Annotated in this window: 14 protein-coding genes, 2 rRNA genes, 1 other RNA gene and 1 pseudogene (1 of these 18 running past the window's edge); 7 read left to right on the top strand and 11 right to left on the bottom strand. The window is 66.9% G+C overall.

Annotation, left to right across the window (positions count from 1 at the left end; translation table 11 throughout):
* From ASE43_RS13510 to ASE43_RS13500, 3 genes are all read left to right on the top strand, one after another.
* Nucleotides 1-2,696, top strand: a 23S ribosomal RNA gene (locus ASE43_RS13510) (it extends 182 nt beyond the left edge of the window).
* Nucleotides 2,697-2,880: 184 nt separating this feature from the next.
* Nucleotides 2,881-3,000, top strand: a 5S ribosomal RNA gene (rrf, locus tag ASE43_RS13505).
* A gap of 911 nt (nt 3,001-3,911) precedes the next feature.
* A complete protein-coding gene (locus tag ASE43_RS13500) occupies nt 3,912-5,744 on the top strand; it encodes an ABC transporter ATP-binding protein (RefSeq protein WP_057161131.1) in 1,833 nt (610 codons plus the stop codon).
* 262 nt (nt 5,745-6,006) lie between these two features.
* Here ASE43_RS13500 and ASE43_RS13495 read toward each other — a convergent pair whose 3' ends face one another.
* The 8 genes from ASE43_RS13495 to ASE43_RS13465 form a co-directional block, all read right to left on the bottom strand.
* A complete protein-coding gene (locus ASE43_RS13495; RefSeq protein ID WP_057160850.1) occupies nt 6,007-7,500 on the bottom strand; it encodes a hypothetical protein in 1,494 nt (497 codons plus the stop codon).
* Between the two features lie 131 nt (nt 7,501-7,631).
* A complete protein-coding gene (gene rpiA / locus ASE43_RS13490; RefSeq protein WP_056182541.1) occupies nt 7,632-8,279 on the bottom strand; it encodes a ribose-5-phosphate isomerase RpiA in 648 nt (215 codons plus the stop codon).
* Nucleotides 8,280-8,407: 128 nt separating this feature from the next.
* Nucleotides 8,408-8,878, bottom strand: coding sequence for an EVE domain-containing protein (locus ASE43_RS13485; RefSeq protein ID WP_056182538.1), 471 nt, complete (start codon nt 8,876-8,878; stop codon nt 8,408-8,410).
* Nucleotides 8,879-8,886: 8 nt separating this feature from the next.
* A complete protein-coding gene (locus tag ASE43_RS13480) occupies nt 8,887-9,480 on the bottom strand; it encodes a 5-formyltetrahydrofolate cyclo-ligase (RefSeq protein WP_057160849.1) in 594 nt (197 codons plus the stop codon).
* 92 nt (nt 9,481-9,572) lie between these two features.
* Nucleotides 9,573-9,759: non-coding RNA, 6S RNA (gene ssrS, locus ASE43_RS21335), on the bottom strand.
* A 172-nt stretch (nt 9,760-9,931) separates the two neighbouring features.
* A complete protein-coding gene (locus ASE43_RS13475; protein WP_056182533.1) occupies nt 9,932-10,234 on the bottom strand; it encodes a cell division protein ZapA in 303 nt (100 codons plus the stop codon).
* A 10-nt stretch (nt 10,235-10,244) separates the two neighbouring features.
* Complete coding sequence (locus ASE43_RS13470; RefSeq protein ID WP_055900271.1) at nt 10,245-10,466, bottom strand: TIGR02449 family protein; 222 nt, start codon at nt 10,464-10,466, stop codon at nt 10,245-10,247.
* A 97-nt stretch (nt 10,467-10,563) separates the two neighbouring features.
* Nucleotides 10,564-15,102 (bottom strand): EAL domain-containing protein, encoded by a 4,539-nt coding sequence (locus tag ASE43_RS13465; protein ID WP_157499923.1) that lies wholly within the window; start codon nt 15,100-15,102, stop codon nt 10,564-10,566.
* A gap of 120 nt (nt 15,103-15,222) precedes the next feature.
* On the opposite strand from ASE43_RS13465, the gene ASE43_RS13460 reads away from it, so the two are divergent.
* Nucleotides 15,223-15,762, top strand: coding sequence for a UPF0149 family protein (locus ASE43_RS13460; protein WP_200944038.1), 540 nt, complete (start codon nt 15,223-15,225; stop codon nt 15,760-15,762).
* 19 nt (nt 15,763-15,781) lie between these two features.
* Nucleotides 15,782-17,110 (top strand): aminopeptidase P N-terminal domain-containing protein, encoded by a 1,329-nt coding sequence (locus ASE43_RS13455; protein WP_057160847.1) that lies wholly within the window; start codon nt 15,782-15,784, stop codon nt 17,108-17,110.
* 1,173 nt (nt 17,111-18,283) lie between these two features.
* Here ASE43_RS13455 and ASE43_RS13450 read toward each other — a convergent pair.
* The gene (locus ASE43_RS13450) at nt 18,284-19,174 is read right to left on the bottom strand and encodes a LysR family transcriptional regulator (RefSeq protein WP_057160846.1); all 891 of its coding nucleotides are present in this window, start codon (nt 19,172-19,174) and stop codon (nt 18,284-18,286) included.
* 98 nt (nt 19,175-19,272) lie between these two features.
* On the opposite strand from ASE43_RS13450, the gene ASE43_RS13445 reads away from it, so the two are divergent.
* Entirely contained in the window at nt 19,273-19,869 is a 597-nt protein-coding gene (locus tag ASE43_RS13445) for a short chain dehydrogenase (RefSeq protein ID WP_057160845.1), read from the top strand.
* An 83-nt stretch (nt 19,870-19,952) separates the two neighbouring features.
* Here ASE43_RS13445 and ASE43_RS13440 read toward each other — a convergent pair.
* A pseudogene (locus tag ASE43_RS13440) lies at nt 19,953-20,264 on the bottom strand (phosphotyrosine protein phosphatase).
* Nucleotides 20,265-20,301: 37 nt separating this feature from the next.
* Complete coding sequence (pepQ, locus tag ASE43_RS13435) at nt 20,302-21,627, bottom strand: Xaa-Pro dipeptidase (protein ID WP_057160844.1); 1,326 nt, start codon at nt 21,625-21,627, stop codon at nt 20,302-20,304.
* A gap of 360 nt (nt 21,628-21,987) precedes the next feature.
* Here pepQ and ASE43_RS13430 point away from each other — a divergent pair, with 360 nt between their 5' ends.
* Entirely contained in the window at nt 21,988-22,557 is a 570-nt protein-coding gene (locus ASE43_RS13430) for a sigma-70 family RNA polymerase sigma factor (RefSeq protein ID WP_162250682.1), read from the top strand.
* Nucleotides 22,558-22,578 lie beyond the last annotated feature (21 nt).

Genomic DNA, 22,578 nt, shown 5'->3' with positions numbered 1-22,578 from the left:
TGAACTGAAATATCTAAGTAACCGGAGGAAAAGAAATCAACCGAGATTCCCTAAGTAGTGACGAGCGAACGGGGAGCAGCCCTTAAGTTGAGTAAGGTTTAGCAAAACGAGTTGGAAAGCTCGGCCATAGACGGTGACAGCCCGGTATGCGAAAGACCTCATTCAATGAAATCGAGTAAGGCGGGGCACGAGAAACCCTGTCTGAACATGGGGGGACCATCCTCCAAGGCTAAATACTCCTGACCGACCGATAGTGAACCAGTACCGTGAGGGAAAGGCGAAAAGAACCCTGGTGAAGGGAGTGAAATAGACCCTGAAACCGTGTGCGTACAAGCAGTAGGAGCCCGCAAGGGTGACTGCGTACCTTTTGTATAATGGGTCAGCGACTTACTGTTCGTGGCGAGCTTAACCGTATAGGGGAGGCGAAGGGAAACCGAGTCTGATAAGGGCGCATAGTCGCGGGCAGTAGACCCGAAACCGGGTGATCTAGTCATGCCCAGGGTGAAGGTTGAGTAACATCAACTGGAGGCCCGAACCCACTCCCGTTGCAAAGGTAGGGGATGAGGTGTGATTAGGAGTGAAAAGCTAATCGAACCCGGAGATAGCTGGTTCTCCTCGAAAGCTATTTAGGTAGCGCCTCGGACGAATACTACTGGGGGTAGAGCACTGTTATGGCTAGGGGGTCATTGCGACTTACCAAACCATGGCAAACTCCGAATACCAGTACGTACTATCCGGGAGACACACGGCGGGTGCTAACGTCCGTCGTGAAAAGGGAAACAACCCAGACCCACAGCTAAGGTCCCAAATTCATCGCTAAGTGGTGAACGATGTGGAAAGGCACAGACAGCCAGGAGGTTGGCTTAGAAGCAGCCACCCTTTAAAGAAAGCGTAATAGCTCACTGGTCGAGTCGGTCTGCGCGGAAGATTTAACGGGGCTAAGCGATGAACCGAAGCTTGGGGTGCATACTTTGTATGCGCGGTAGAGGAGCGTTCCGTAAGCCGTTGAAGGTGGATTGAGAAGTCCGCTGGAGGTATCGGAAGTGCGAATGCTGACATGAGTAACGATAATGCGGGTGAAAAGCCCGCACGCCGAAAGCCCAAGGTTTCCTTGCGCAACGTTAATCGACGCAGGGTGAGTCGGCCCCTAAGGCGAGGCAGAAATGCGTAGTCGATGGGAAGCTGGTTAATATTCCAGCACCTCGCGTAAGTGCGATGGAGGGACGGAGAAGGTTAGGTCTACCCGGCGTTGGTTGTCCGGGAGAAAGCAGGTAGGTGTGGGTCTTAGGCAAATCCGGGACCCTTTAACACCGAGCAGCGAGACGAGCTCATTAGAGCGAAGTGACTGATACCACGCTTCCAGGAAAAGCTCCTAAGCTTCAGCTTACGCAGACCGTACCGTAAACCGACACAGGTGGGCAGGATGAGAATTCTAAGGCGCTTGAGAGAACTCGGGTGAAGGAACTAGGCAACATGGCACCGTAACTTCGGGAGAAGGTGCACCCCTCTTGGTGGCTCATGCGAGCTACAGCTGAGAGGGGTCGCAGTGACCAGGCCGCTGCGACTGTTTATCAAAAACACAGCACTCTGCAAACACGAAAGTGGACGTATAGGGTGTGACGCCTGCCCGGTGCTGGAAGGTTAATTGATGGGGTCAGCCGCAAGGCGAAGCTCTTGATCGAAGCCCCAGTAAACGGCGGCCGTAACTATAACGGTCCTAAGGTAGCGAAATTCCTTGTCGGGTAAGTTCCGACCTGCACGAATGGCGTAACGACAGCGGCGCTGTCTCCACCCGAGACTCAGTGAAATTGAAATCGCTGTGAAGATGCAGCGTTCCCGCGGCAAGACGGAAAGACCCCGTGAACCTTTACTATAGCTTTACACTGAACGTTGAGTTCGTCTGTGTAGGATAGGTGGGAGGCTATGAAACCATGGCGCTAGCTGTGGTGGAGCCATCCTTGAAATACCACCCTGTCGTGCTTGACGTTCTAACCTAGGCCCGTAATCCGGGTCGGGGACCGTGTATGGTGGGTAGTTTGACTGGGGCGGTCTCCTCCCAAAGTGTAACGGAGGAGCACGAAGGTACGCTCAGCGCGGTCGGACATCGCGCACTGTGTGCAAAGGCATAAGCGTGCTTGACTGCAAGATCGACGGATCAAGCAGGTACGAAAGTAGGTCTTAGTGACCCGGTGGTTCTGTATGGAAGGGCCATCGCTCAACGGATAAAAGGTACTCCGGGGATAACAGGCTGATACCGCCCAAGAGTTCATATCGACGGCGGTGTTTGGCACCTCGATGTCGGCTCATCACATCCTGGGGCTGTAGTCGGTCCCAAGGGTATGGCTGTTCGCCATTTAAAGTGGTACGCGAGCTGGGTTCAGAACGTCGTGAGACAGTTCGGTCCCTATCTGTCGTGGGCGTTGGAGATTTGAGAGGGGCTGCTCCTAGTACGAGAGGACCGGAGTGGACGAACCTCTGGTGTTCCGGTTATCACGCCAGTGGTATTGCCGGGTAGCTATGTTCGGAAGCGATAACCGCTGAAAGCATCTAAGCGGGAAGCGCGCCTCAAGATGAGATCTCCCGGGACTTTAAGTCCCCTAAAGGAACCATCAAGACTAGGTGGTTGATAGGCAGGGTGTGTAAGTGCAGCAATGCATTGAGCTAACCTGTACTAATGATCCGTGTGGCTTGACCATATAACCTCAAGTTGCTTTGGTCTCCACGATATGTCTGACGGCTTTCGTCAACRCTTCTTTATGAAGTAAACTTCGCTACGTCCCAACTTATTCGCCGACGACGGGGATCATTCCGTCGAAAGCAACCMAACGAGAGCGTGCGCGCAACCTCAGTACACCGAGATCTGCGACCCTCCACCCTCTCCCTGGTGATAATAGCTGTGTGGAACCACCCGATCCCATCCCGAACTCGGAAGTGAAACGCATATGCGCCGATGGTAGTGTGGTGTGGCCTAAGCCATGCAAGAGTAGGTCATCGCCAGGGGCTTCATCCGAAGGCCGGTTCCCGCAAGGGGGCCGGCCTTCTTCTTTGCGYGAAACAAAACCCATGCGCCGGCATGACGAGTTAATGCGGTCCGAATCCGCGGCGCCGACGAGTTAATCCCGATGCGTTCGCTCGAACACCGGGAGTTAATCCAGCTGCCGTCGACCCGCCTCGCAATCCCAACCGCCCCCTGTAGGAGCGGCGCAAGCCGCGACCGTGGAGCAGGGAGGCTGCGGAGCCACGGGCCGCACGCATCCCACCCTGTGGGAGCGGCGTCAGCCGCGATCGAGGCACATCGAACGACGGCGCTGCTCCACTGACATCGCGGCTTACGCCGCTCCCACAGGAGGCTGGCCCGAAGCGGCGATGTCGTTCGGAGAGGCAGGCCCCGAACCGGCGACGTCGCTCGGACTGGCGCGGTCGCGGCTTGCGCCGCTCCTACCCCAAAGCCGGGCGGCGCGCTCGAGGGACCAGCATGCTCGCCGTTAGGTATGTGCGGATCTTGGCGTTTCACCGCCGCGCCTGCATCCGCGGGGCGCTGTCGCTACACTCTCGTTTGCCGTCGCGCGATTCAGCGCGGCGTGCCGGTCGCGGCCCGCTCGGGCTCGCGATCCTACTGATCCCCGGATGGGGAGGAGACTTGAGCATGAAGTTCACCAACATCGGCGCGGTACACCGCTAAGTCCGCGTACGCGGCCTGGTTTCAGGCCGCGCCAGGCAGACCGTCCGTCGTCAGGGCCTGTTGTGGCCACTGATCGCGCGCGCTCGTCCGCCGCCCCACTCCCGATTCGTTGATCCGGCGCCGCTGGCGCCTGTTCGCCTACGCGCGTTCGTGTTCCCGGGCCCTGGTCCCGGAACGCTCGCCGCGCGGCGGGAGTTTCCACGCTCAACCTAGGCTCAAGGCCATGATGATATTTCGTTGGTTCGAATCCCTGATCGACCCTTTCCGCCCCGCGCCGGAGGTCATGCCTCCGCGCACGGTCGCGGCGTTCTACTGGCATTACATCCGCCAGGCCTGGCCGGTGTTCGCGGTCCTGACCGTGGTCGGTTTCTTCGTCGCGATCGTCGAGGTGGTGATGTTCGACTACCTGGGCAAGGTGGTCGACCTGGTCAACACCGCTTCGCCCGACCGACTGTTCGCGCAACACGGCGGCGACCTGCTATGGATGGCGGCGGTGATGCTGATCGCGCGGCCGTTTTTCCTGGGCTTGCACGATCTGCTGCTCAACCAGACCGTGCATCCCAGCATGACCAACCTGGTGCGCTGGCAGACCCATCGCTACATGCTTCGGCAGAGTCTGGGCTTCTTCCAGAACGACTTCGCCGGCCGCGTCGCCAACCGGATCATGCAGACCGGGCCATCGTTGCGCGAATCCACCACCCAGGCCTTCGATGCGCTGTGGTACGTGATCGTGTACTCGGGTTCGGCGATCTACCTGTTCGCGCAGGCGGATGCGTGGCTGGTGGTGCCGTTGCTGGCATGGATCGTGGTCTACATCGGCCTGCTGCGCTATTTCGTGCCGCGGGTGAAGCTGCGTTCGTGGCGCGCTTCGGACGCGCGCTCCAAGCTGATGGGGCGCATCGTCGACGGCTACACCAACATCGCCACGCTCAAGCTGTTCGCGCACTCGCGGCGCGAAGAGCAATACGTGGCCGAGGCGATGCTGGAGCAGACCGCGCGTTCGCGCGACATGACCCGCATGACCACGCTGATGGGTATGAGCATCACCGTGGTCAATGGCCTGTTGATCGTCGGCACCTGCGGCCTGGCGCTATGGCTGTGGCACCGCGGCGCGATCACGGTCGGTGCGATCGCGCTGGCCACCGGCCTGGTGATTCGCATCCACAACATGTCCGGGTGGATCATGTGGACGGTGAACGGCATCTTCGAGGACATCGGCACGGTGCAGGACGGCATCGAGACGATCTCGCGGCCGTTGACGGTGGTCGATCGCGAGGACGCAAAGGCCCTGACCGTGGCCGAGGGCGGAGTGCGCTTCGAGAACGTGCATTTCCACTATGGCCGCGACAGCGGACTGATCGCCGACCTCGATCTGACGGTGCGGCCGGGCGAGAAGATCGGTCTGGTCGGACCTTCGGGTGCGGGCAAGTCGACCCTGATGAACATCCTGCTGCGCCTGTACGACCTCGAGGGCGGCCGCATCCTGATCGACGGGCAGGACATCGCCGGCGTCACCCAGGAGAGCCTGCGTTCGCAGATCGGCGTGGTCACTCAGGACACCTCGCTGCTGCACCGCTCGATCCGCGACAACCTGCTGTACGGGCGACCGGATGCGAGCGAGGACGAGATGCGCGCGGCCGCGCGCGAGGCGCGCGCGGACGAGTTCATTCCGCGTCTGGTCGACGGCGAGGGCCGCCAGGGTTACGAGGCGCTGGTCGGCGAGCGCGGTGTCAAGCTGTCCGGCGGTCAGCGCCAGCGTGTGGCGATCGCGCGCGTGTTGTTGAAGAACGCACCGATCCTGATCCTGGACGAGGCGACCTCGGCGTTGGATTCGGAAGCCGAGGCGGCGATCCAGGACAGCCTGGACTCGCTGATGCAGGGCAAGACGGTGATCGCGATCGCGCACCGCCTGTCGACGATCGCGCGCATGGACCGGCTGGTGGTGATGGACCAGGGACGGATCATCGAGACCGGCACGCATGAGGAACTGATCGCGCACGACGGCTTGTACGCGCGTTTGTGGAAGCGGCAGACGGGTGGGTTTGTGGGGGTGGATGCTTAAGCGTTGGGGCCGCCCTCACCCCAACCCCTCTCCCGYGGTGCGGGAGAGGGGCTTAAGCAGGGCGCTTTGTAGTACTTGCTGCCGATTGTGGGAGTGGGTGCACGCAGGGCGGATGAGGGCCGKTGCCAGGTGGGTGTGACGCGCTTGCGGCGGCCCTCACCCCAACCCCTCTCCYGYGGTGCGGGAGAGGGGCTTTAAGCGGGGCGCTTTGCCGTGTTTGCTGCCGCTTGCGGGAGAGGCCAATGCGAAGGAGGCTGGGTTTTCAGAACAGCGAGCCCGTGCTTCCGCGCTCGCCATCGCCGGGTTGGCCGCGGCGTTTGCGTACCCAGCCGCCGACGCCCGAGGGTTGGTGCGTGGCGGCGACGGCCGGTTTTGGCTCGGTGCCGTCACGCGCCTGGCGGTGCACGGTCTCGGCCAGTACGTTGAACTGGCGCAAGCGCTGCAGCCAGAGTTCGTCCATGCTCGGATCGGCGACCAGCGGCGCGGCGCCGAGGTCGGCTTCGGTGGCTTCGTCGGGGATGTGGCCGAACGGAATGCGCATCGGTGCGGCGCCTTGGGCCAGGGCCTCGTGCATCGCGCCGAAGTACAGGCGATTGTTGCCGTAACGCTGGTTGACCTGATCGAGCACGCGGGTCAGGGCCTGGTTGCGATGGCGGTCGGCGAACAGGGCGCCGGTCTCGGCGGCGCAGGGCTGCAGGTCGATCAGGGACACCGCCACCGACAGCGGCGGGTGACGTTGCAGATTCCAGCGCCCGCTGGCGGCGGCGCGCATCAGCGGTTCGATCGCCTCGGCCAGCAGTTGCAGCAGGGTCGGTGTGTCGTCCAAGGCGGCGAAGGACAGGCCGCGGTCGTAGCGCTGTTCGCGGCCGATGAAGCGCACGTGCAGGCTGAGCCCGCGCGCCTGGCAGCGCTCCTGGCGCAACCGCATCGCCGCCTTGGCCAGCAGCTTGAACATCACCGAGCGCATGCCTTCGGCGTTGCGCATCTGCGGGTCCAGCACATGCGAGTGGCCGACCGAGCCCACCGCCTTACGCTGGCGCGAGGGCGGCTCGATGCCGCGCAGCTGCGCCCAGAAACGCTCGCCCTCGATGCCGCCCCAGATCGCACGCAGGTGTTCGCGCGGCGCGGCGGTGAGTTGCGCGACCGTGCTCAGGCCGGCGTCGTGCAGGCGTTGCAGCATCGAGGGGCCGACGCCGCACAGGTCCTGCAGGTCCAGACCATGCAGCGCATGCGGCAGGTCGGCCAACTCGACCACGGTGAGGCCGTCGATCTTCTCCAGGTCGGAAGCGGTCTTGGCCAGAAAGGTGTTGGGCGCGATGCCGATCGAGCAGCGAATCGCCGGGCTCAGGCCGCGATCGATCAAGGTCTGCTTGATCCGCTGCGCGATCGCGATGGCGTTGTCGCGCTGGCGCTCGCGCCCCATCAGGCGGCACGCGACCTCGTCGATCGACAGCGGTTTGCCGTCGATCGGGATACAGTCCTCGATCGCCGCGATCAGTTGATGGTGCAGTTCGACATAGCGCGCCGGTCGCGCCTGCACGATGGCGATATCGGGGCAGCGTTCCAGCGCTTCGCGCACCGGCGTGCCGGTCTTGACCCCGTGCCGCTTGGCTTCGCGGCTGGCGGCGATGCAGCAGGTGGTCGCCGCCATCACCGGCACCACGCCGACCGGACGCCCCCGCAGATCCGCCCGGTCGTACTGCTCGACCGAGGCGAAGTAGGAGTTGAAGTCGACGAACAGGCAGCGCAGGGTCACGGCGGCGGGCCACGCAGGGGTAGCGAAGTATCGCGCCGCGCGACGGGCCCTGCGAGGGCCGCCGGCCGGCGATCCGCCGAGCATGCCGGCGGATCGTCTCGGATGCTGAGATTTATTTCAGGATCAATCGCTTACAGCACGATCGGCGGTTCGCCGCCGACGATCACGACATCGGCCGGGCGGCGCGCGAACAGGCCGACGCTGACCACGCCCGGGATCTGGTTGATCGCGGTTTCCAGGGCCACCGGGTCGGTGATGGCCAGGCCGTGGATGTCGAGGATCCAATTGCCGTTGTCGGTGACCACGTTCTCGCGCCAGACCGGCTGGGCGCGGGTCATGCCCAGGATCTCGCGCGCGACCAGGCTGCGCGCCATCGGCACCACTTCCACCGGCAGCGGGAACTTGCCCAGCACGTCGACGCGCTTGGCAGGATCGACGATGCAGACGAACTTGGCGCTGGCCTCGGCGATGATCTTCTCGCGCGTGAGCGCGGCACCGCCGCCCTTGATCAGGCGCTTGTGCGGATCGCACTCATCGGCGCCGTCGACGTACAGCGAGAGCGGGCCGGTGGCGTTGAGGTCCAGCACTTCGATGCCCAGCGCCTTCAGGCGCGCGGTGCTCTGCTCGGAGCTGGACACGGCGCCCTTGATGCGCTCCTTGATCCGGCCCAGCGCATCGATGAAGTAGGCGACCGTGGAACCGGTGCCGACGCCGACGATCATGCCGTCCTCGATGTAGTCGATGGCTTTTTCGCCGGCCAGGCGCTTGGCTTCAGTCATGAGTAGGGATTCGTGATTGGGGATTCGGGATTGGTTAGAGCGGGCGGCGGCGCGGATTTCGCAGATTCGTTTGAGTCTCGAGGCGCTTTTGCGAATCCCGAATCCCCAATCACGAATCCCGGCTCCACTCACTCCATCGCCAACAGCAGCTTCCACTGCGCCGCCGTCACCGGCAGTACCGACAGGCGGTTGCCGCGTCGGGTCAGGGCGAAGTCCTCGCCGAGTTCGTCGGCGCGCGCCTTGATCTCGTCCAGGGTGATCACGCGCTTGAGCTTGCGGTCGAAGGCCACGTCCACCAGCAGCCAGCGCGGGTCTTCGCGCGTGCTCTTGGGGTCGTGGTAATCGGACTTGGCGTCGAACTGGGTCGGGTCCGGGTAGGCGGCGCTGGCGATGCTGGCCAGGCCGGCGATGCCGGGCACGGCGGTGTTGGAATGGTAGAACAGCACGCCGTCGCCGACCTTCATGCCGTCGCGCATGTAGTTGCGCGCCTGGTAGTTGCGCACGCCGTTCCAGGGTTCGGTGCGCACGCGCTCGAGGTCGTCGATGGAAAAGGTGTCGGGTTCGGACTTCATCAGCCAGTAGCGGCGGCGTGCGGTCATGGGGGCGTTCACGCGATCAGGGAATGTCGGCAGTCGTAGACGGCGGCGTCGCTGCACACGGCGTCGAGGGCCACGTCCCAGTCGGCGCGGTCCAGCGCGTCGACGCGCTGGACCTCGAACGCGGCGCCGACCAGCCAGGGCGGCGCGGGTTCGCGCTGGCGGAACGCGAAGCTGCGATCGTACCAGCCGCCGCCCATGCCCAGCCGGTGGCCGCGCGGGTCGAAACCGACCAGAGGGGCCACCGCCAGGCTCAGGTCTTGCGGCGCCAGCAGCGAGCTCGCGGCCACGTCGGGCTCGGGGATGCCGTAGCGGTTGCTGACCAGCGGGTCGCCCGCGCGCCAGGGCGCGAAGCGCAGGGCGCCATCGTCGCCGAGCACGGGCAGGCAATAGATGCACTCCGGCGGCAGGCGCAGTTGCCAGACGTGCAGGCCGATTTCCCCGTCCAGCGCCCAGTAACCGGCCACGTAGCCGGCCTGGGGCGCGAACGGCAGGCCCAGCAACCGCGCGGCCAGGCGCTCGGCGCCGGCGATGCGGTCGGCCGCGCTCAAGGCGCGGCGGCGCTCGCGCAGGTCGCGGCGCAATGCCGCACGGTCAGCCGTCATGCGGCGGGGCTTCCATCTGGGGGCGGCACGCGACCGCTCGCGGCGGCGCGCCAACAAGGAACGGGCGCCGCGAGGCGCCCGTCCGGAATAAGTAGTCCTCCGCCAATGGCGATGCATGCCAAACGACCTTGAACCCGGGGTTCAAGTGGGGACGCTTGGCTGCCTTCGGGCTTCCCGCTACGAGGCGGACTTGCACTCCGGGCTTCCGCTGCGCCCCCGTGGTCGTAATTAAGGGACAAGGCGAATGTTTGTGCACGCCGTCGCGCACAGCAGAGGACGTTGGCGAAGTATAGCGCGGGAGTGCGGGTGCGCATGCCCGCTCGTCGGCGATGCTGCGTTGCGATTCATCGAACATGTGATCGCGTCGGCGCAAACGGCCGATCGGCTTGCGTTCACGGGCGCCGCCAGCGCGCGTTGGGCGCGCGCTGCGCGGATTCGACCATGCGCGGGCTCAGCGCGGCGCGGTCTCGAACAGGCCGTCGAGCTTGCGATGCAGGTCGCCCAGGGTGCGCGCGAGTTCGCGATCGCGGCTTTCGTTCTCGCCGCGCAACTGTTGTAGTTCGTGGGCGAGATTCAGCGCGGCCAATACCGCCACGCGGTCGAGCGCGGCCATGCGGTTGCCGCCGCGGATCTCGCGCATCTTGCTGTCCAGCAGCTTGGCCGCCGACAGCAGGCTGTCGCGTTCGGACGGCTCGCAGCCGACCGTGTACTCGCGGTCGAGCAGGCGGATGCTGACGGGTTCGCTGGCGCTCATCGGCTCGTGCTCAGGTGTGCTGCTCGAGCGACTTCAGCCGCGCGATCATCGCTTCGACGCGGGTGCGCGCCTGCTCGTTCTTGGCCAGCAGGGCCGAGCGTTCGCCGGCCAGCTGTTCCTGTTGCTGGCGCAGGCTGCGGTTCTCGTCGTGCAGACGACGCGCGCGCTCGGCCAACTCGTCGACGCGGTCGGCGAGCGATTGCATTTGGGCGAGCAGTTCGGCGCGGTCCATACGGCCACGATAGGCAGGGAGCCGGGAGCCGGTCAAGCAGGCGACGGCGCGGACCGGACCGCCAGGTGAACGGATGCGCCGGAGCGGGCCGGCGGTCTCAGTCCGCGGCCGGCGGGGGCGCGGCCACGGCGGGCGTGCGCGCGAGGATGAAGGCCAGGCATTGCTCGACCTCCAGCGGCCGCGCCAGCCAGTAGCCCTGGATCTCGTCGCAGCCGTGTTCGCGCAGGAACTCCATCTGCGCCTCCGACTCCACGCCCTCGGCGACCACGTTCAGGCCCAGCGAGTGGGCCATGGTGATGACGGTGCTGGTGATCGCCTCGTCGTCGGGGTCGCGGCCGAGGTCGCCGACGAACTCCTTGTCGATCTTGAGGGTGTTGATCGGCAGGCGCTTGAGGTAGGCCAGGGAGGAGTAGCCGGTGCCGAAATCGTCCACCGCCAGGCCGACGCCGAGGTCGCGGATCGCCTGCAGGGTGGCCGCGGTCTGGACCGCGTTGGCCATGATGACGCTCTCGGTGAGTTCCAGCTCCAGGCGCCAGGCGGGGATGCCGCTTTCGTCGAGCGCGCGTGCGACCGTGCGCGGCAGATCGCTGCGCAGCAGTTGCAGGGCCGAGACGTTGACCGACATCGACAGCTGGTCCAGGCCCTGTTGGCGCCAGCGTTCCAGGGTGCGGCAGGCCTCGTGCATGGCCCATTCGCCGATCTCCAGGATCAGCCCGCTTTCCTCGGCCAGGGGGATGAACTGCGCCGGCGAGATGTCGCCGTACTCGGCGCTGCGCCAGCGCAGCAGGGCCTCCACGCCGGTGATGCGTTGGTCCTGCAGCGACAGCCGCGGCTGATACACCAGGCGCAGCTCGCCGCGGTCGAGGACCTTGCGCAGCGCCGCCGAGATGGTGGCGCGGCGACGGATCTCGACGTCCATCGCCTCGGTGTAGCGCATGTAGGTGCGGCGGCCGGCGGCCTTGGCCTGGTACATCGCGGTGTCGGCGTGCTTGAGCAGGTCGGTCGGGACCTGGGCGTGATCGGGGTAGAGGCTGATGCCGATCGAGGGCGAGATCGACACGTCGTGGCGCTCGTCGAAATCCAGCGGGGTCTCGAACGCGCGCATCAGCCGGCGCGCGACCGCCTCGGCGTCCTCGGGCGTGTCGATGTTTTCCAGCACCACGGTGAATTCGTCGCCGCCCAAGCGCGCGACGGTGTGCTCGGCGCCCACGGTTTCCTGCAGGCGGGTGGCGGCGGCGCGCAGGATGCGGTCGCCGGCGGCGTGGCCCAGCGAGTCGTTGATGTCCTTGAAGCGGTCCAGGTCCAGGAACAGCACCGCGATGCGGTGACCCTGGCGGCGCGCGCGCACGATCGCGCGCGACAGCCGCTCCGACAGCAGCGTGCGGTTGGGCAGGCTGGTCAGGGTGTCGTAGTTGGCCAGGTAGCGCAGTTCCTGCTCGGCGCGCTTCTGGTCGGTGATGTCGCTGAGCACGGCGACGTAGTGGCTGCGCTGGCCGCCGGTATCCAGCACCGCGCTGCCTTGCAGCCAGCACAGGAACTCGGCGCCGTCCTTGCGCGACTGCCAGATCTCTCCCGACCAGCGCCCGCTGCGCTGCAGTTCGGCGCGCATCTCCTGGTAGAACTCGGGGTCGTGCTGGCGGCTGTCGAGCAGGCTGGCCGAGCGCCCGATCACCTCGGCATCGCCGTAGCCGGTCATGTGGGTGAAGGCGGGGTTGATCGAGACGAAGTTGAAGTCGCGGTCGATTACCGCCACCGCCTCGGCCATGCTGCGCAGGACCTCGCTGGAGATGCGGCGATCGCGCTCGGCGCTGCGGTTGGCGGTGATGTCGCGCGCGGTGCCGGCCACGCGCAGGGCGCGGCCCTTGGGGTCGCGCTCGACCACCCTGCCGCGCGCGCGGATCCAGCTCCAGCCGCCGCCTGGGTTGCGGATGCGGTGCTCGGACAGGAACAGCGCGGCGTCGCCGCGCAGGTGCTGCTTGAGCAGGTCGAGCACGCGCGCCTGGTCGTCGGTGTGGATCTCGTGATCGTCGACCACGTGGGTCTGGACGCCGATATCCGGGGTCTGCGCGTGCTGTTCGTCCACGCGCATGCGGTGCATCTCGCGCCGGCTCAGGTCGTAATCCCAGAACTGCTCGCCCGATGCCCACAGGGCCAGCTTCAAACGCTCCTCGCGCTCGCGGATCTGCTGGAAGTAGCCGCGCTCGCGTTGGCGCGCGCGGTGCCAGCGCCAGCCGGCGCTGGCGAGCAGGGCGACCAGGGCCAGGACCGCGGCCAGGATCACCATCGGGTGCCGCCACAGCGGCGGCGCGACGTGGATCGGGATGACCAGCTCGCGCGAGTTCCACACCCCGTCGCGGTTGGTGGCCTGGGCGCGGAAGGTGTAGCGGCCGGCGGGCAGGCGGGTGTAGGTGATGTCCTGGCGCATGCCGTTCTCGATCCAGCCGCGATCGAAGCCGTCCATGCGGTAGCGGTAGCGGATGCTGGAATCCGGCGCGAAATCCAGCGCGCCCACGCGCAGGCGCAGGATGCCGGCCGCGGCGGGCACGTCCAGGCGCGCGGGCTGCCACAGCGCGCCGCTGTCGACCGTGGCCTCGGCACCGATCCAGGCCCCGAGCAGGCGCACCGGCGGGGTGTAGCGCGAATCCACCATGCGCGCGGGCAGGAACAGGTTCAGACCGCGCACGCCGCCGAACACGAAGCGGCCGTCGCGCAGCTGGGTGACCGCGCCGCCGTTGAACTCCAGGTCCTGCAGGCCGTCGGCCAGGCCGTAGCGGCGCACCCAGCCCGGCGCCACGTCGAAGCGCAGGATGCCGGCGTCGGTGCCCAGCCACAGGCGCCCGTTCGGCCCTTCGGCGACGGTGAACACCACCGGCACCGGGCGTTCGTTCAAGGCCGCGCCCAGCGGATGCACGAAACGGATCTCGCCGCCGCGTTCGACCACGCGGTCGAGCCCGGCGTGGCCGCCGACCCAGACCGTGCCGTCCTCGGACTGGTGCAGGGCGCGCACCAGATTGCCGGCCAGGCTGTTGGGGTTGTCGGCCTGGTGGCGGTAGTGGCGCATGCGCCCGCTGGCGGGTTCCAGCAGGTCCAGGCCGTCGCCGGTGCCCAGCCAGATGCGGTTCTGGCGGTCCTCCAGCAAGGCGTGCACCACCGGATGGCTGAGGCCCTTGGGGTCGCCCTCGCGGTAGCCGTATTGGGCGATCGCGCCGCTGGCGGGATCGTAATGCAAGGCGCCGGTGCCGGTGCTGCCCAGCCACAGCGTGCCGTCGCGGGCGACGATCAGGCTGCGCAGCGCGGTCGCGCTGTACGGCCCCAGGTCGATGCGTTCGAGTTGGCGCGCGACCGGGTCGAGCCGGCGCAAGCCCTGGCTGGTGGCGACCCAGAGCCGGCCGCGGTCGGCGCGGCCGAAGGCCATCACCCGCACGCCTTCGCCGATCAGGCGGGTGTAGTCGTCGAACCGGTCCTGCTGCAGGTCGTAACGCAGCAGGCGCGCGTTGTCGCTGCCCAGCCACAGCGCGCCGCCCTCGTCCTCGATGATGGCGCGCATGCTGTCGTCGGCGGCGGCATTGCGTGGCCGCCCGCTGTCGATATCGAGCACGTAACTGAAGCGGGTGCCGCGCGGATCGGCCAGGGCGACGCCGCGGAAGGTGCCGCCGACCCAGAGCAGGCCGCCGTGATCGACCATCAGGCTGGCGATGGTGTCCTCGGGCAGGCCGGCGCCGATACCGGCGTCCTCGCGCACCGCTTCGATCCTGCCGCTATCGGGGTCGTAGCGGCGCAGGCCATCGCCGAACACCGACAGCCACAGGCGGCGGTCGGGCGCCTCGACGATCGCGCGCACGTCGGCGGGCGACGCCGGCGCGTCGGTGTCGGCCGGCAGGACCCGAATCAGGCTGTGGCCGTCGCTGTGCACGCGGAACAGGCCGTCGTTGCGGCCGACCCAGATCTGGCCGCGGTGGTCGCGCAACAGGCTGGCGACCGGCTGCGGCTCGATCCGCTCGACCCGGTCGTCGGTGCCGATCCGGTACAGGCCGGCGGCGTTGCCGTACCAGACATTGCCGTCCCTGTCCGACACCAGCTTCTGCCAGGGCCGGTCGCGCGTGCTGTCGGGCAGCTTCAGCAGGTTCTGGCGGCGGCCGCTGGCCGGGTCCAGGCGCTCCAGCCCGGCCACGCTGCCGACCCAGACCCGGCCACCGCGGTAGAGCAGGGCCATGACCTGGCGCGAGGTCTGGCTGCCGCCCGCGGCCGAGTAGCGGCGGATGCGGCCGGTGGCCAGGTCCAGCCGGGCCACGTATTCGGAGTAGGTGCCGACCCAGAGCGCGCGCTCGCTTTCCAGCGCCAGCGTGGTGACATAGCTGTCGGGCAGGCTGGCCGGATCGCGCGGATCGTGGCGATAGGGCACGAAGCGCTGGCCGTCGTAGCGGTGCAGGCCGCCCTGGGTGCCGACCCAGACGAAGCCCTGGGCGTCCTGGGCCAGTGCGGTCACCGAGTTCTGGGCCAGGCCGATTTCGCTGCCCAGACGGGTGAAGTAATAGTCCCGGGTTGCCGCTGCGACCGGCAACACCGTGCCCGCCAACACCAGCAGAGCGCTGAGCAGGCCGGCGACGCGAATAGCGGCGATGGAGGATGGACGCACGGACACCGGGGCACAGGGCGTGGCAACGCGCAGTGTAGGCAGGCGTCGTCCGCCGCAACAAGCCGCGTCGCTGCGTTGCTAAACTGACGCAACCCCCACGCAGCCATGCCAGTGCCCTCCATCGAACTGCCCGACCTGTCCGCCGTCGACGCTCAGAGCCGCCAACTCGCGCTCGCCGCGTCGCCTTCCGAACTCCATGGGGCCCTGTGCGGCTGGCTGGCCGGCGGCGGCGCCTCGCTGCGCGAATGGCCGGCCAAAGTGCTGGCCGACGATGCCCTGACCGCGCCGGAGGCCGACAGCGCGCTCGACCAGCTGCGTCTGGCCAGCGCCGCGCAGCTGTCCGACCGCAGTTTCGATTTCGCCCTGCTGCTGCCCGACGCCGAGGCCTCGCTGTCCGAGCGCAGCGGCGCGCTGTTCGAATGGTGCCGCGGTTTCCTCGGCGGATTCGGCCTGGCCGGCGCTTCGGCCAACGCGCTGTCGGTGGAAGGCCGCGAGGCGTTGGGCGATCTGGCCAAGCTCGCCGTCGCCCAGCCGCAGGACGACGGCGACGAAGAGGACGAGGAAGCGCTGGTGGAGATCGAGGAATTCGTGCGCGTGGCCGCGCTGCTGCTGCACGGCGACTGTGTGCTGGCCAGCCAGCACCGGCAACGTTTGAACTGAATCCAAGGGCGTCGCGACGATGACTACCGCCGGCATCGCCAGCCAGATTTCCGCCAAGGCCTACGCGCGCCGCCGCAAGCAGCTCATGCGCATGGCCGGCGACGACGCCATCCTGGTGCTGCCGTCGGCGAACGAGCTGATTCGCAGCCGCGACACCCATTACCCGTACCGGCAGGATTCCGACCTGTGGTACCTCACCGGCTTCCCCGAGCCGGAGGCGGTGCTGGTGCTGGTGCCGGGCCGCAAGCACGGCGAAACCCTGCTGTTCTGCCGCGAGCGCGATCTGGAGCGCGAAGGCTGGGACGGCCCGCGTTTCGGCCCCGAGGGCGCGGTCGAGGCCTTCGGCCTGGACGACGCCTATCCGATCGCCGATCTCGACGACATCCTGCCCGGCCTGCTCGAAGGGCGTTCACGGGTGTACTACCACTTCGGCCGCGATCAGGAGTTCGACCTCAAGCTGATCGGCTGGCTCAACCGCGTGCGCGCGATGGTGCGACAGGGCGCGCAGCCGCCGCACGAGTTCCTCGAGCTGGGGCATCTGCTCGACGAGATGCGTTTGTTCAAGGACCGCGACGAACTCAAGCTGATGCAGCGCGCGGCCGACATCAGCGTGCAGGCGCACGAGGTGGCGATGCGTGCCGCGCGCCCGGGCGTGCGCGAGTACGAACTGCAGGCCGAGCTGGAGCGCGTGTTCCGCATGCACGACGCCGAGCCGGCCTACGGCAGCATCGTCGGCGCCGGCGCCAATGGGTGCGTGCTGCATTACCGCGCCAATAACGGCGTGGCGCGCGACGGCGATCTGGTCCTGATCGACGCCGGCGCGGAATTCCGCGGCTATGCCGCCGACATCACCCGCACCTTCCCGGTCAACGGTCGCTTCAGCGCGGCGCAGCGCGCGCTGCACGATCTGGTTGGCGCGGCCCAGGCCGCGGCGCTGGCGCAGGCGCGCCCGGGCGTGGCCTACGAGGCGGGGCACAATGCCGCGGTCGAGACCTTGACCGAGGGTCTGCTCAAGCTCGGCCTGCTCAAGGGCAAGCTGGAGAAGAACATCGCCGACGGCAGCTACCGCCGTTATTACCGGCACAAGACCGGGCATTGGCTGGGGCTGGACGTGCACGACGTCGGCGAGTACCGAATCGAGGGCGAGTCGCGCCTGCTGGAGCCGGGCATGGTCTTCACCATCGAGCCGGGGTTGTACGTGTCGGCCGACGACACCAGCGTGGATCCGAAGTGGCGGGGTATCGGCATCCGCACCGAGGACGATGTGTTGGTCACCAAGGATGGCTATCAGGTGCTGACCGACAAACTGGCGCGCAGCGCCGATGAGATCGAGGCGTTGATGGGGTAGGGGGCGTTGTTTTCGCTCCGCGCCTCTCGTTCTGGTCGCTCGCTGTCGCTGTAGCCGTCGCCGTCGCTCGGCTGTGCTCACCACCTCTCGCGCTTCGGCTCGGCCTAAGGCCGGCTCTTGCTGTTGCTCGTCATCTCCGCGGGGGCAGGCTCCACTTTAGTTCGGCGGAGCCGAGCATCCAGTGTCTTTAGCATGCACTCACATGCAAGCCCGCTTTCCCTCCTTTGGAAAAGGGTGCAGTCGTGCGTTTACGAACCGCAGGTTCGTGCGCGGCTGAGCGCCGGCAGGCTCTTGCTCCAAGCTCCCTCCTTTGGAAAGGGTGAAGCCGAGCGGCTTACGAACCGCAGGTTCGTGCGCGGCTGAACGCCGGCAGGCTGTGCCTGCTGGCCGGGCGGGTTGGGGAGGATTTGCTGTTGTTTGCTTTCGTCTTTTCTGACCGAAGGTCAAAGGCTTCCGCCTGCTGCGCATGCGGGTTACTTTCTCTTGCTCCTAGCTCCCTCCTTTATCAAAGGAGGGTTGGGGAGGATTTGCTGTTGCTTTGCTTTCGTCTTTTCTGACCGAAGGTCAAAGGCTTCCGCCTGCTGCGCATGCGGGTCACTTTCTCTTGCTCCTAGCTCCCTCCTTTATCAAAGGAGGGTTGGGGAGGATTTGCTATTGCTTTGCTTTCGTCTTTTCAGACCGAAGGTCAAGGGCTTCCGCCTGCTGCGCATGCGGGTCACTTTCTCTTGCTAGCCCAAGAGTCCGTCTGGATTTCCTTCGGTCAAAAGTAACCAAAGAGAAGGGCTAGCGTGACCAAACCTCCCCTGCGGGTTCGGAGCTGGCGCGGGGATTTTTCGAATGGACGTCCCTGTCCATTCGAAAAACGGCGCGCGTCCTGCGCGCCGCCCTTCGGGTCTACGGTTGGTCGGGTTAGTGCGGGGCTTTTGGATTTGAATGCCGCGGCAACGGCAACGGCAACGGCAACGGCAACAGCAACAGCAACAGCAACAGCAACAGCAACAGCAACAGCAGCGGTAACGGTGTGCTGACGCTGTCTTGCGGACGCGATCGGGCTCGTAGGATGTGGTGAGCCGGAGGCGAACCGCATCGTTGCGTGGTGGCCGGTGCCGGCGAAGGGTGATGCAGGCTTTAGGTCGACATGCGCGGCGGCCAGCGCATGCCCGGCCCTCGGGCCTATGGCCCCATGGCGGCCAACACCGCGTCGACGAAGCGGCTGAGTTTGGGCAGGGGCTGGCGGTCGCGTGGGTACAGCAGGTGTACCGGGCGTGGCGGCGGTAGGTCGTGTTCGAACAAGGGCAGCAATCGGCCGGCGGCGAGGTCGTCGGCCAGCAGCACTTCGGGCTGCAGCAGAATGCCGCAGCCGTCCAAGGCCGCGCGACGCAGGGCGTCGCCGTGATTGGAGGCGAAGCGGCCGCGCAGGCGCAGCGGCTCGCCGCCCAGGCTGGCGAATCGCCAGCCCGCGTTGGGGTGCCAGAGCAGATGATTCAGGCAGCTGTGCTGGGCCAGTTCGCTCGGGCTGTGCGGCGTGCCGCGTTCGCGCAGGTACTCGGGCGAGGCGCACACGATCATGCGGTAGGGCCGCAGCGGGCGCGCCACCAGATGGTCGGAATCGGGCAGGGGACCGATGCGGATGGCGGCGTCGAAGCCTTCGGCGATCAGGTCGCTCATGCGGTCGGCCAACACCAGGTCCAGCGACACGTCCGGGTGCGCGCGCAGGAACGCGGTGGCCAGCGGCGCCACCGCGGCGGTGCCCAAGGTCAGCGGCGCGGTCACGCGCAGGTGCCCGCGCGGGCGCGCGTGGTCCTGCAGGCGTTCGGCCACGGTCTCGGCGCGGCGTACTTGCTCCAGCGCCTGCCGCGCCTCTTCCAGGAAGGCCGCGCCGACTTCGGTGAGCCGCTGCTTGCGGGTGTCGCGCTGGAGCAGGCGCGCGCCCAGGTGGGTTTCCAACTGATGCACGTGCTTGCCCACCATCACCGCCGACACCCGCTGCGCACGCGCGGCCGCGGCGAAGCTGCCGGTGTCGGCGACCGAAACGAAGACCGTCATCGCGCGCAGCAGATCCATGGCTAACTCGCAGTTAGGGGTGCCGGAAATGCTAGCGCATGCCCCGGCTCGGGTTCGGCGCGCAAACTGGACACCACTCCTACCGTAAGAGGTCCGTCATGAAGATCCTGCTAGTCGGCGCCAGCGGCACGCTGGGCCGCGCCATCGCCCAGACCCTGTCCCATCACGAGGTGCTGGCCGCCAGCCGCAACAGCGCCGAGTACCCGGTCGATATTACCGACGACGCCAGCGTGGCCGCGCTGCTGCGCAAGACCGGCAAGGTCGACGCCATCGTGTCCGCGGCCGGCGTGCTGCATTTCGGCCCACTGCCGGAAATGACGCCGGCGCAGTTCGCGATCGGCCTGAACGATAAGCTATTGGGCCAGGTGCGCTTAGCGCTGCTGGGCCAGCATGCGCTCAACGACGGCGGTTCGATCACCCTGACCAGCGGCATCGTCGCCGACGAACCGATCCGCGCCGGCGCCAACGCCAGCGCGGTCAATCGCGCCTTGGAAGGATTCGTGCAGGGCGCGGCGTTCGAACTGCAGCGCGGCGTACGCATCAACGCGGTCAGCCCGAGTGTGCTGGCCGAATCCTGGAGCGACTACGGCGCGTTCTTCCCCGGTTTCGAGCCGGTGACCGCCGCGCGCGCCGCGCTGGCTTACCAGCGCAGTGTCGAAGGCGTGCAGAGCGGTCGGGTGTATCGGGTCTGGTAAGAGCTTGCGGCGCCCGCGCGGACAGTGGCGTGGGCGCGGCGGTGCCGCGCAGGGAACCGCACTGGCCGTCGCGCGAACCTAGCTCACAAGTACTGCGGCACCTTCGCTTCCAACAGCCGCACCAGCGCCGGGTCCATATAGTCGTACTCGTCCGGTATATCCAGGCAAACCACGCGCTTGCCCAGCAGCTGCGCGCGAAAGCGCTGCTACAGCTTGGCGCGCTGCGCCTTTTCCATCACGAAGATCAGCTGCGCCCAGTCCACCAGCTCGGCGCCGAGCGGTTGCTCGGCGTCGTGCTTGAGGCCGGCCGAGGCGACCTCCAGATCGGCGCGGTCGCCGAACAGGTGTTCGGCGGTCGGGCTGCGCAGCCGGTTGTGGCCGCACACGAACAGCACACGATGCGGGGGCGTGCGTTGCAAGGGCGCGCGCGTCTCAGGCCGCTTCCGCGAAGCCGTCGCGGGTGAGGTTGATCGGGGCGCCGTCGGTGCAGACCACGTCGTCCTCGATGCGGATGCCGCCGTAGGGGCGGAACTGGTCGATCCGGTTCCAGTCCACCGCGTCGGCATGTGGGCCCTGCTTGAGGCCGTCCAGCAGCAGGTCGATGAAGTACACGCCCGGTTCGATCGTCACCGCCATGCCCGGCGCGAGCTCGCGGGTCAGGCGCAGATAGGGCTGGCCCTCGGGCTTGGCGATGGTGCCGCCGCGGTCGGACGCGGCGAAGCCGGCGACGTCGTGCACCTGCAGGCCGATGCCGTGGCCGATGCCGTGCGGGAAGAACACGTTGCTGACGCCGGTCTCCAGCGCCGACTCCGGCGAAAGCTTGATGACGCCGAAGTCCTTGAGGATGCCGGACAGGGCGAGGTGGGCGTCGAGGTGGATGCGCTTGTAGTCGTGGCCGGCGCGGACCTGGTCGCACATCTTCAGCTGGGCGGCGTCGACCGCGTCGATCAGGGCCTGGAACTCGCCGCCGGCGTCGGCGGCGTAGGTGCGGGTGATGTCGCAGGCGTAGCCGTGGTGGCTGGCGCCGGCGTCGATCAGGAAGCTGCGCAGCTGCGCCGGCGCCTCGCGCTCGAGTTCGGTGTAGTGCAGCACGGCGCCGTTGTGGTTGAGGGCGACGATGTTGTTGTAAGGCAGATCGGCGCCCTCCTGGCGCGCGGCCGCGCAGTACGCCAGATGGATGTCGAACTCGCTGGCGCCGTTGCGGAACGCGACTTCGGCGGCGCGGTGCGCGCGCACGCCGCGGCGGGTCGCCGCGCGCATCATCTGCACTTCGTAGGGCGTCTTGTAGGCGCGGTGGAACTCGAGATAGTCGATCGCGGCCTGCGGATTGTTGGGCACGTACGCACCCAGCGCGCTGCGCGGCTCGCCCAGGATCGCGCAGCGCGCGGGGTCGGCCGGCAGATGGGCCAGGGCTTCCTCGGGCTTGCGGATCACCACGATGTCGTAGTGGTCGACCCAATAGCCGCTCGGCGCCTGCGGCACCACGTGCCAGTAATCGAAAGGCTGCAGGTAGATCAGCTTGGGTTTGCGGCCGGGCGTCGCGACCAGCCAACTGCCGGGGTTGCGAGTCAGCGGCAGCCAGGCCTTGAACTGCGGGTTCACCGCGTATGGGTAGTCGCGGTCGTCGAACACCTGGTAGTGCGAGTTCCCGCTGGGCACGACCAGATGATCGAGGCCGGCGCGCTCCAGGGCCTCGTGTACGCGGCGCTGCAACTCGGCGAGGTGGGCGGGGTACAGGCTCGCTGGATCGTGGGACATCGTGGGAGGTCTCGTGGAGGGGCGTGCGGGGATTTTGACGGATTCCGCTCGCCGCCGCAGGTCGCGGCGATGCGCATCGCCGCGCGCGACTTTGCCGGATCGGTCGCTGCGGGTCGGGCGTGCGCGCGGCGGTCGGATGCGCCACGTCCGTCGAGGCTCCGCCGTCGCCGCAACTGGCTTGCGCGCATCCGAAATGCTGCGCCGCCGCATCGGATGGCGGTCGAATGAATCGCGGTTTTTCCCAGGAAAATCGCCGGTTCTCAACATCCGGCCGGACCGCGTGCGGGCCGATACACCCGCGCCGCTCCGACGGAGTATGCTGCCGGCCTGCGCATACCAACGCGTATGGGAGGGGACTCGATGGCCGATCCGGCGCCGTCTACGCGCGAACCGGCATCGCTCGCCGACTACGGCGAGGATTGCTCCAGTCAATGGGAGAACATCTCCCAGCAGTACCGCGCGCCACTGCGCGGATTCTTCTCCAAGCGAGTCAAGGATCCCGCCGAAGTTGAGGACCTGACTCAGGAAGTGTTCCTGCACCTGCTCCGGCGCGCGCGCGGCGGGCCGATCGAGCACGTCAAGCAGTACGTCTTCCAGATCGCCGCCAACGCCCTGCGCGACTGGGGCCGCCGTCGCCAGGCCCGCGACCAGGACGCGCACGTGTCCTTCGACGAAGAAATTCATCAACCCGCTACGGAAATCTCGCCGGAGCGCGTCTTACTAGGGGAGGAGGCGGTGAAATTGGCTGTCGCCGTCTTGCGCGCGCTGCCGCAGCGTACGCGCGACGTGTTCGTGTTGCGCACCATGGAGAAGCGGAAATATATGGACATTGCCAACATGCTGGGAATTTCGGTGCGCGCCGCCGAAAAGCACATGGCCAAAGCGCTGGCGCAGTTGGGCCGCGCGATGGACGCGGAGAAGCCGGAATGAGCCGGGCCACGCCGATCCGGG

It is taken from the genome of Lysobacter sp. Root983 (assembly GCF_001429345.1).
Lineage (GTDB): Bacteria > Pseudomonadota > Gammaproteobacteria > Xanthomonadales > Xanthomonadaceae > Lysobacter.
This window is presented reverse-complemented; position numbering and strand designations above follow the sequence as displayed.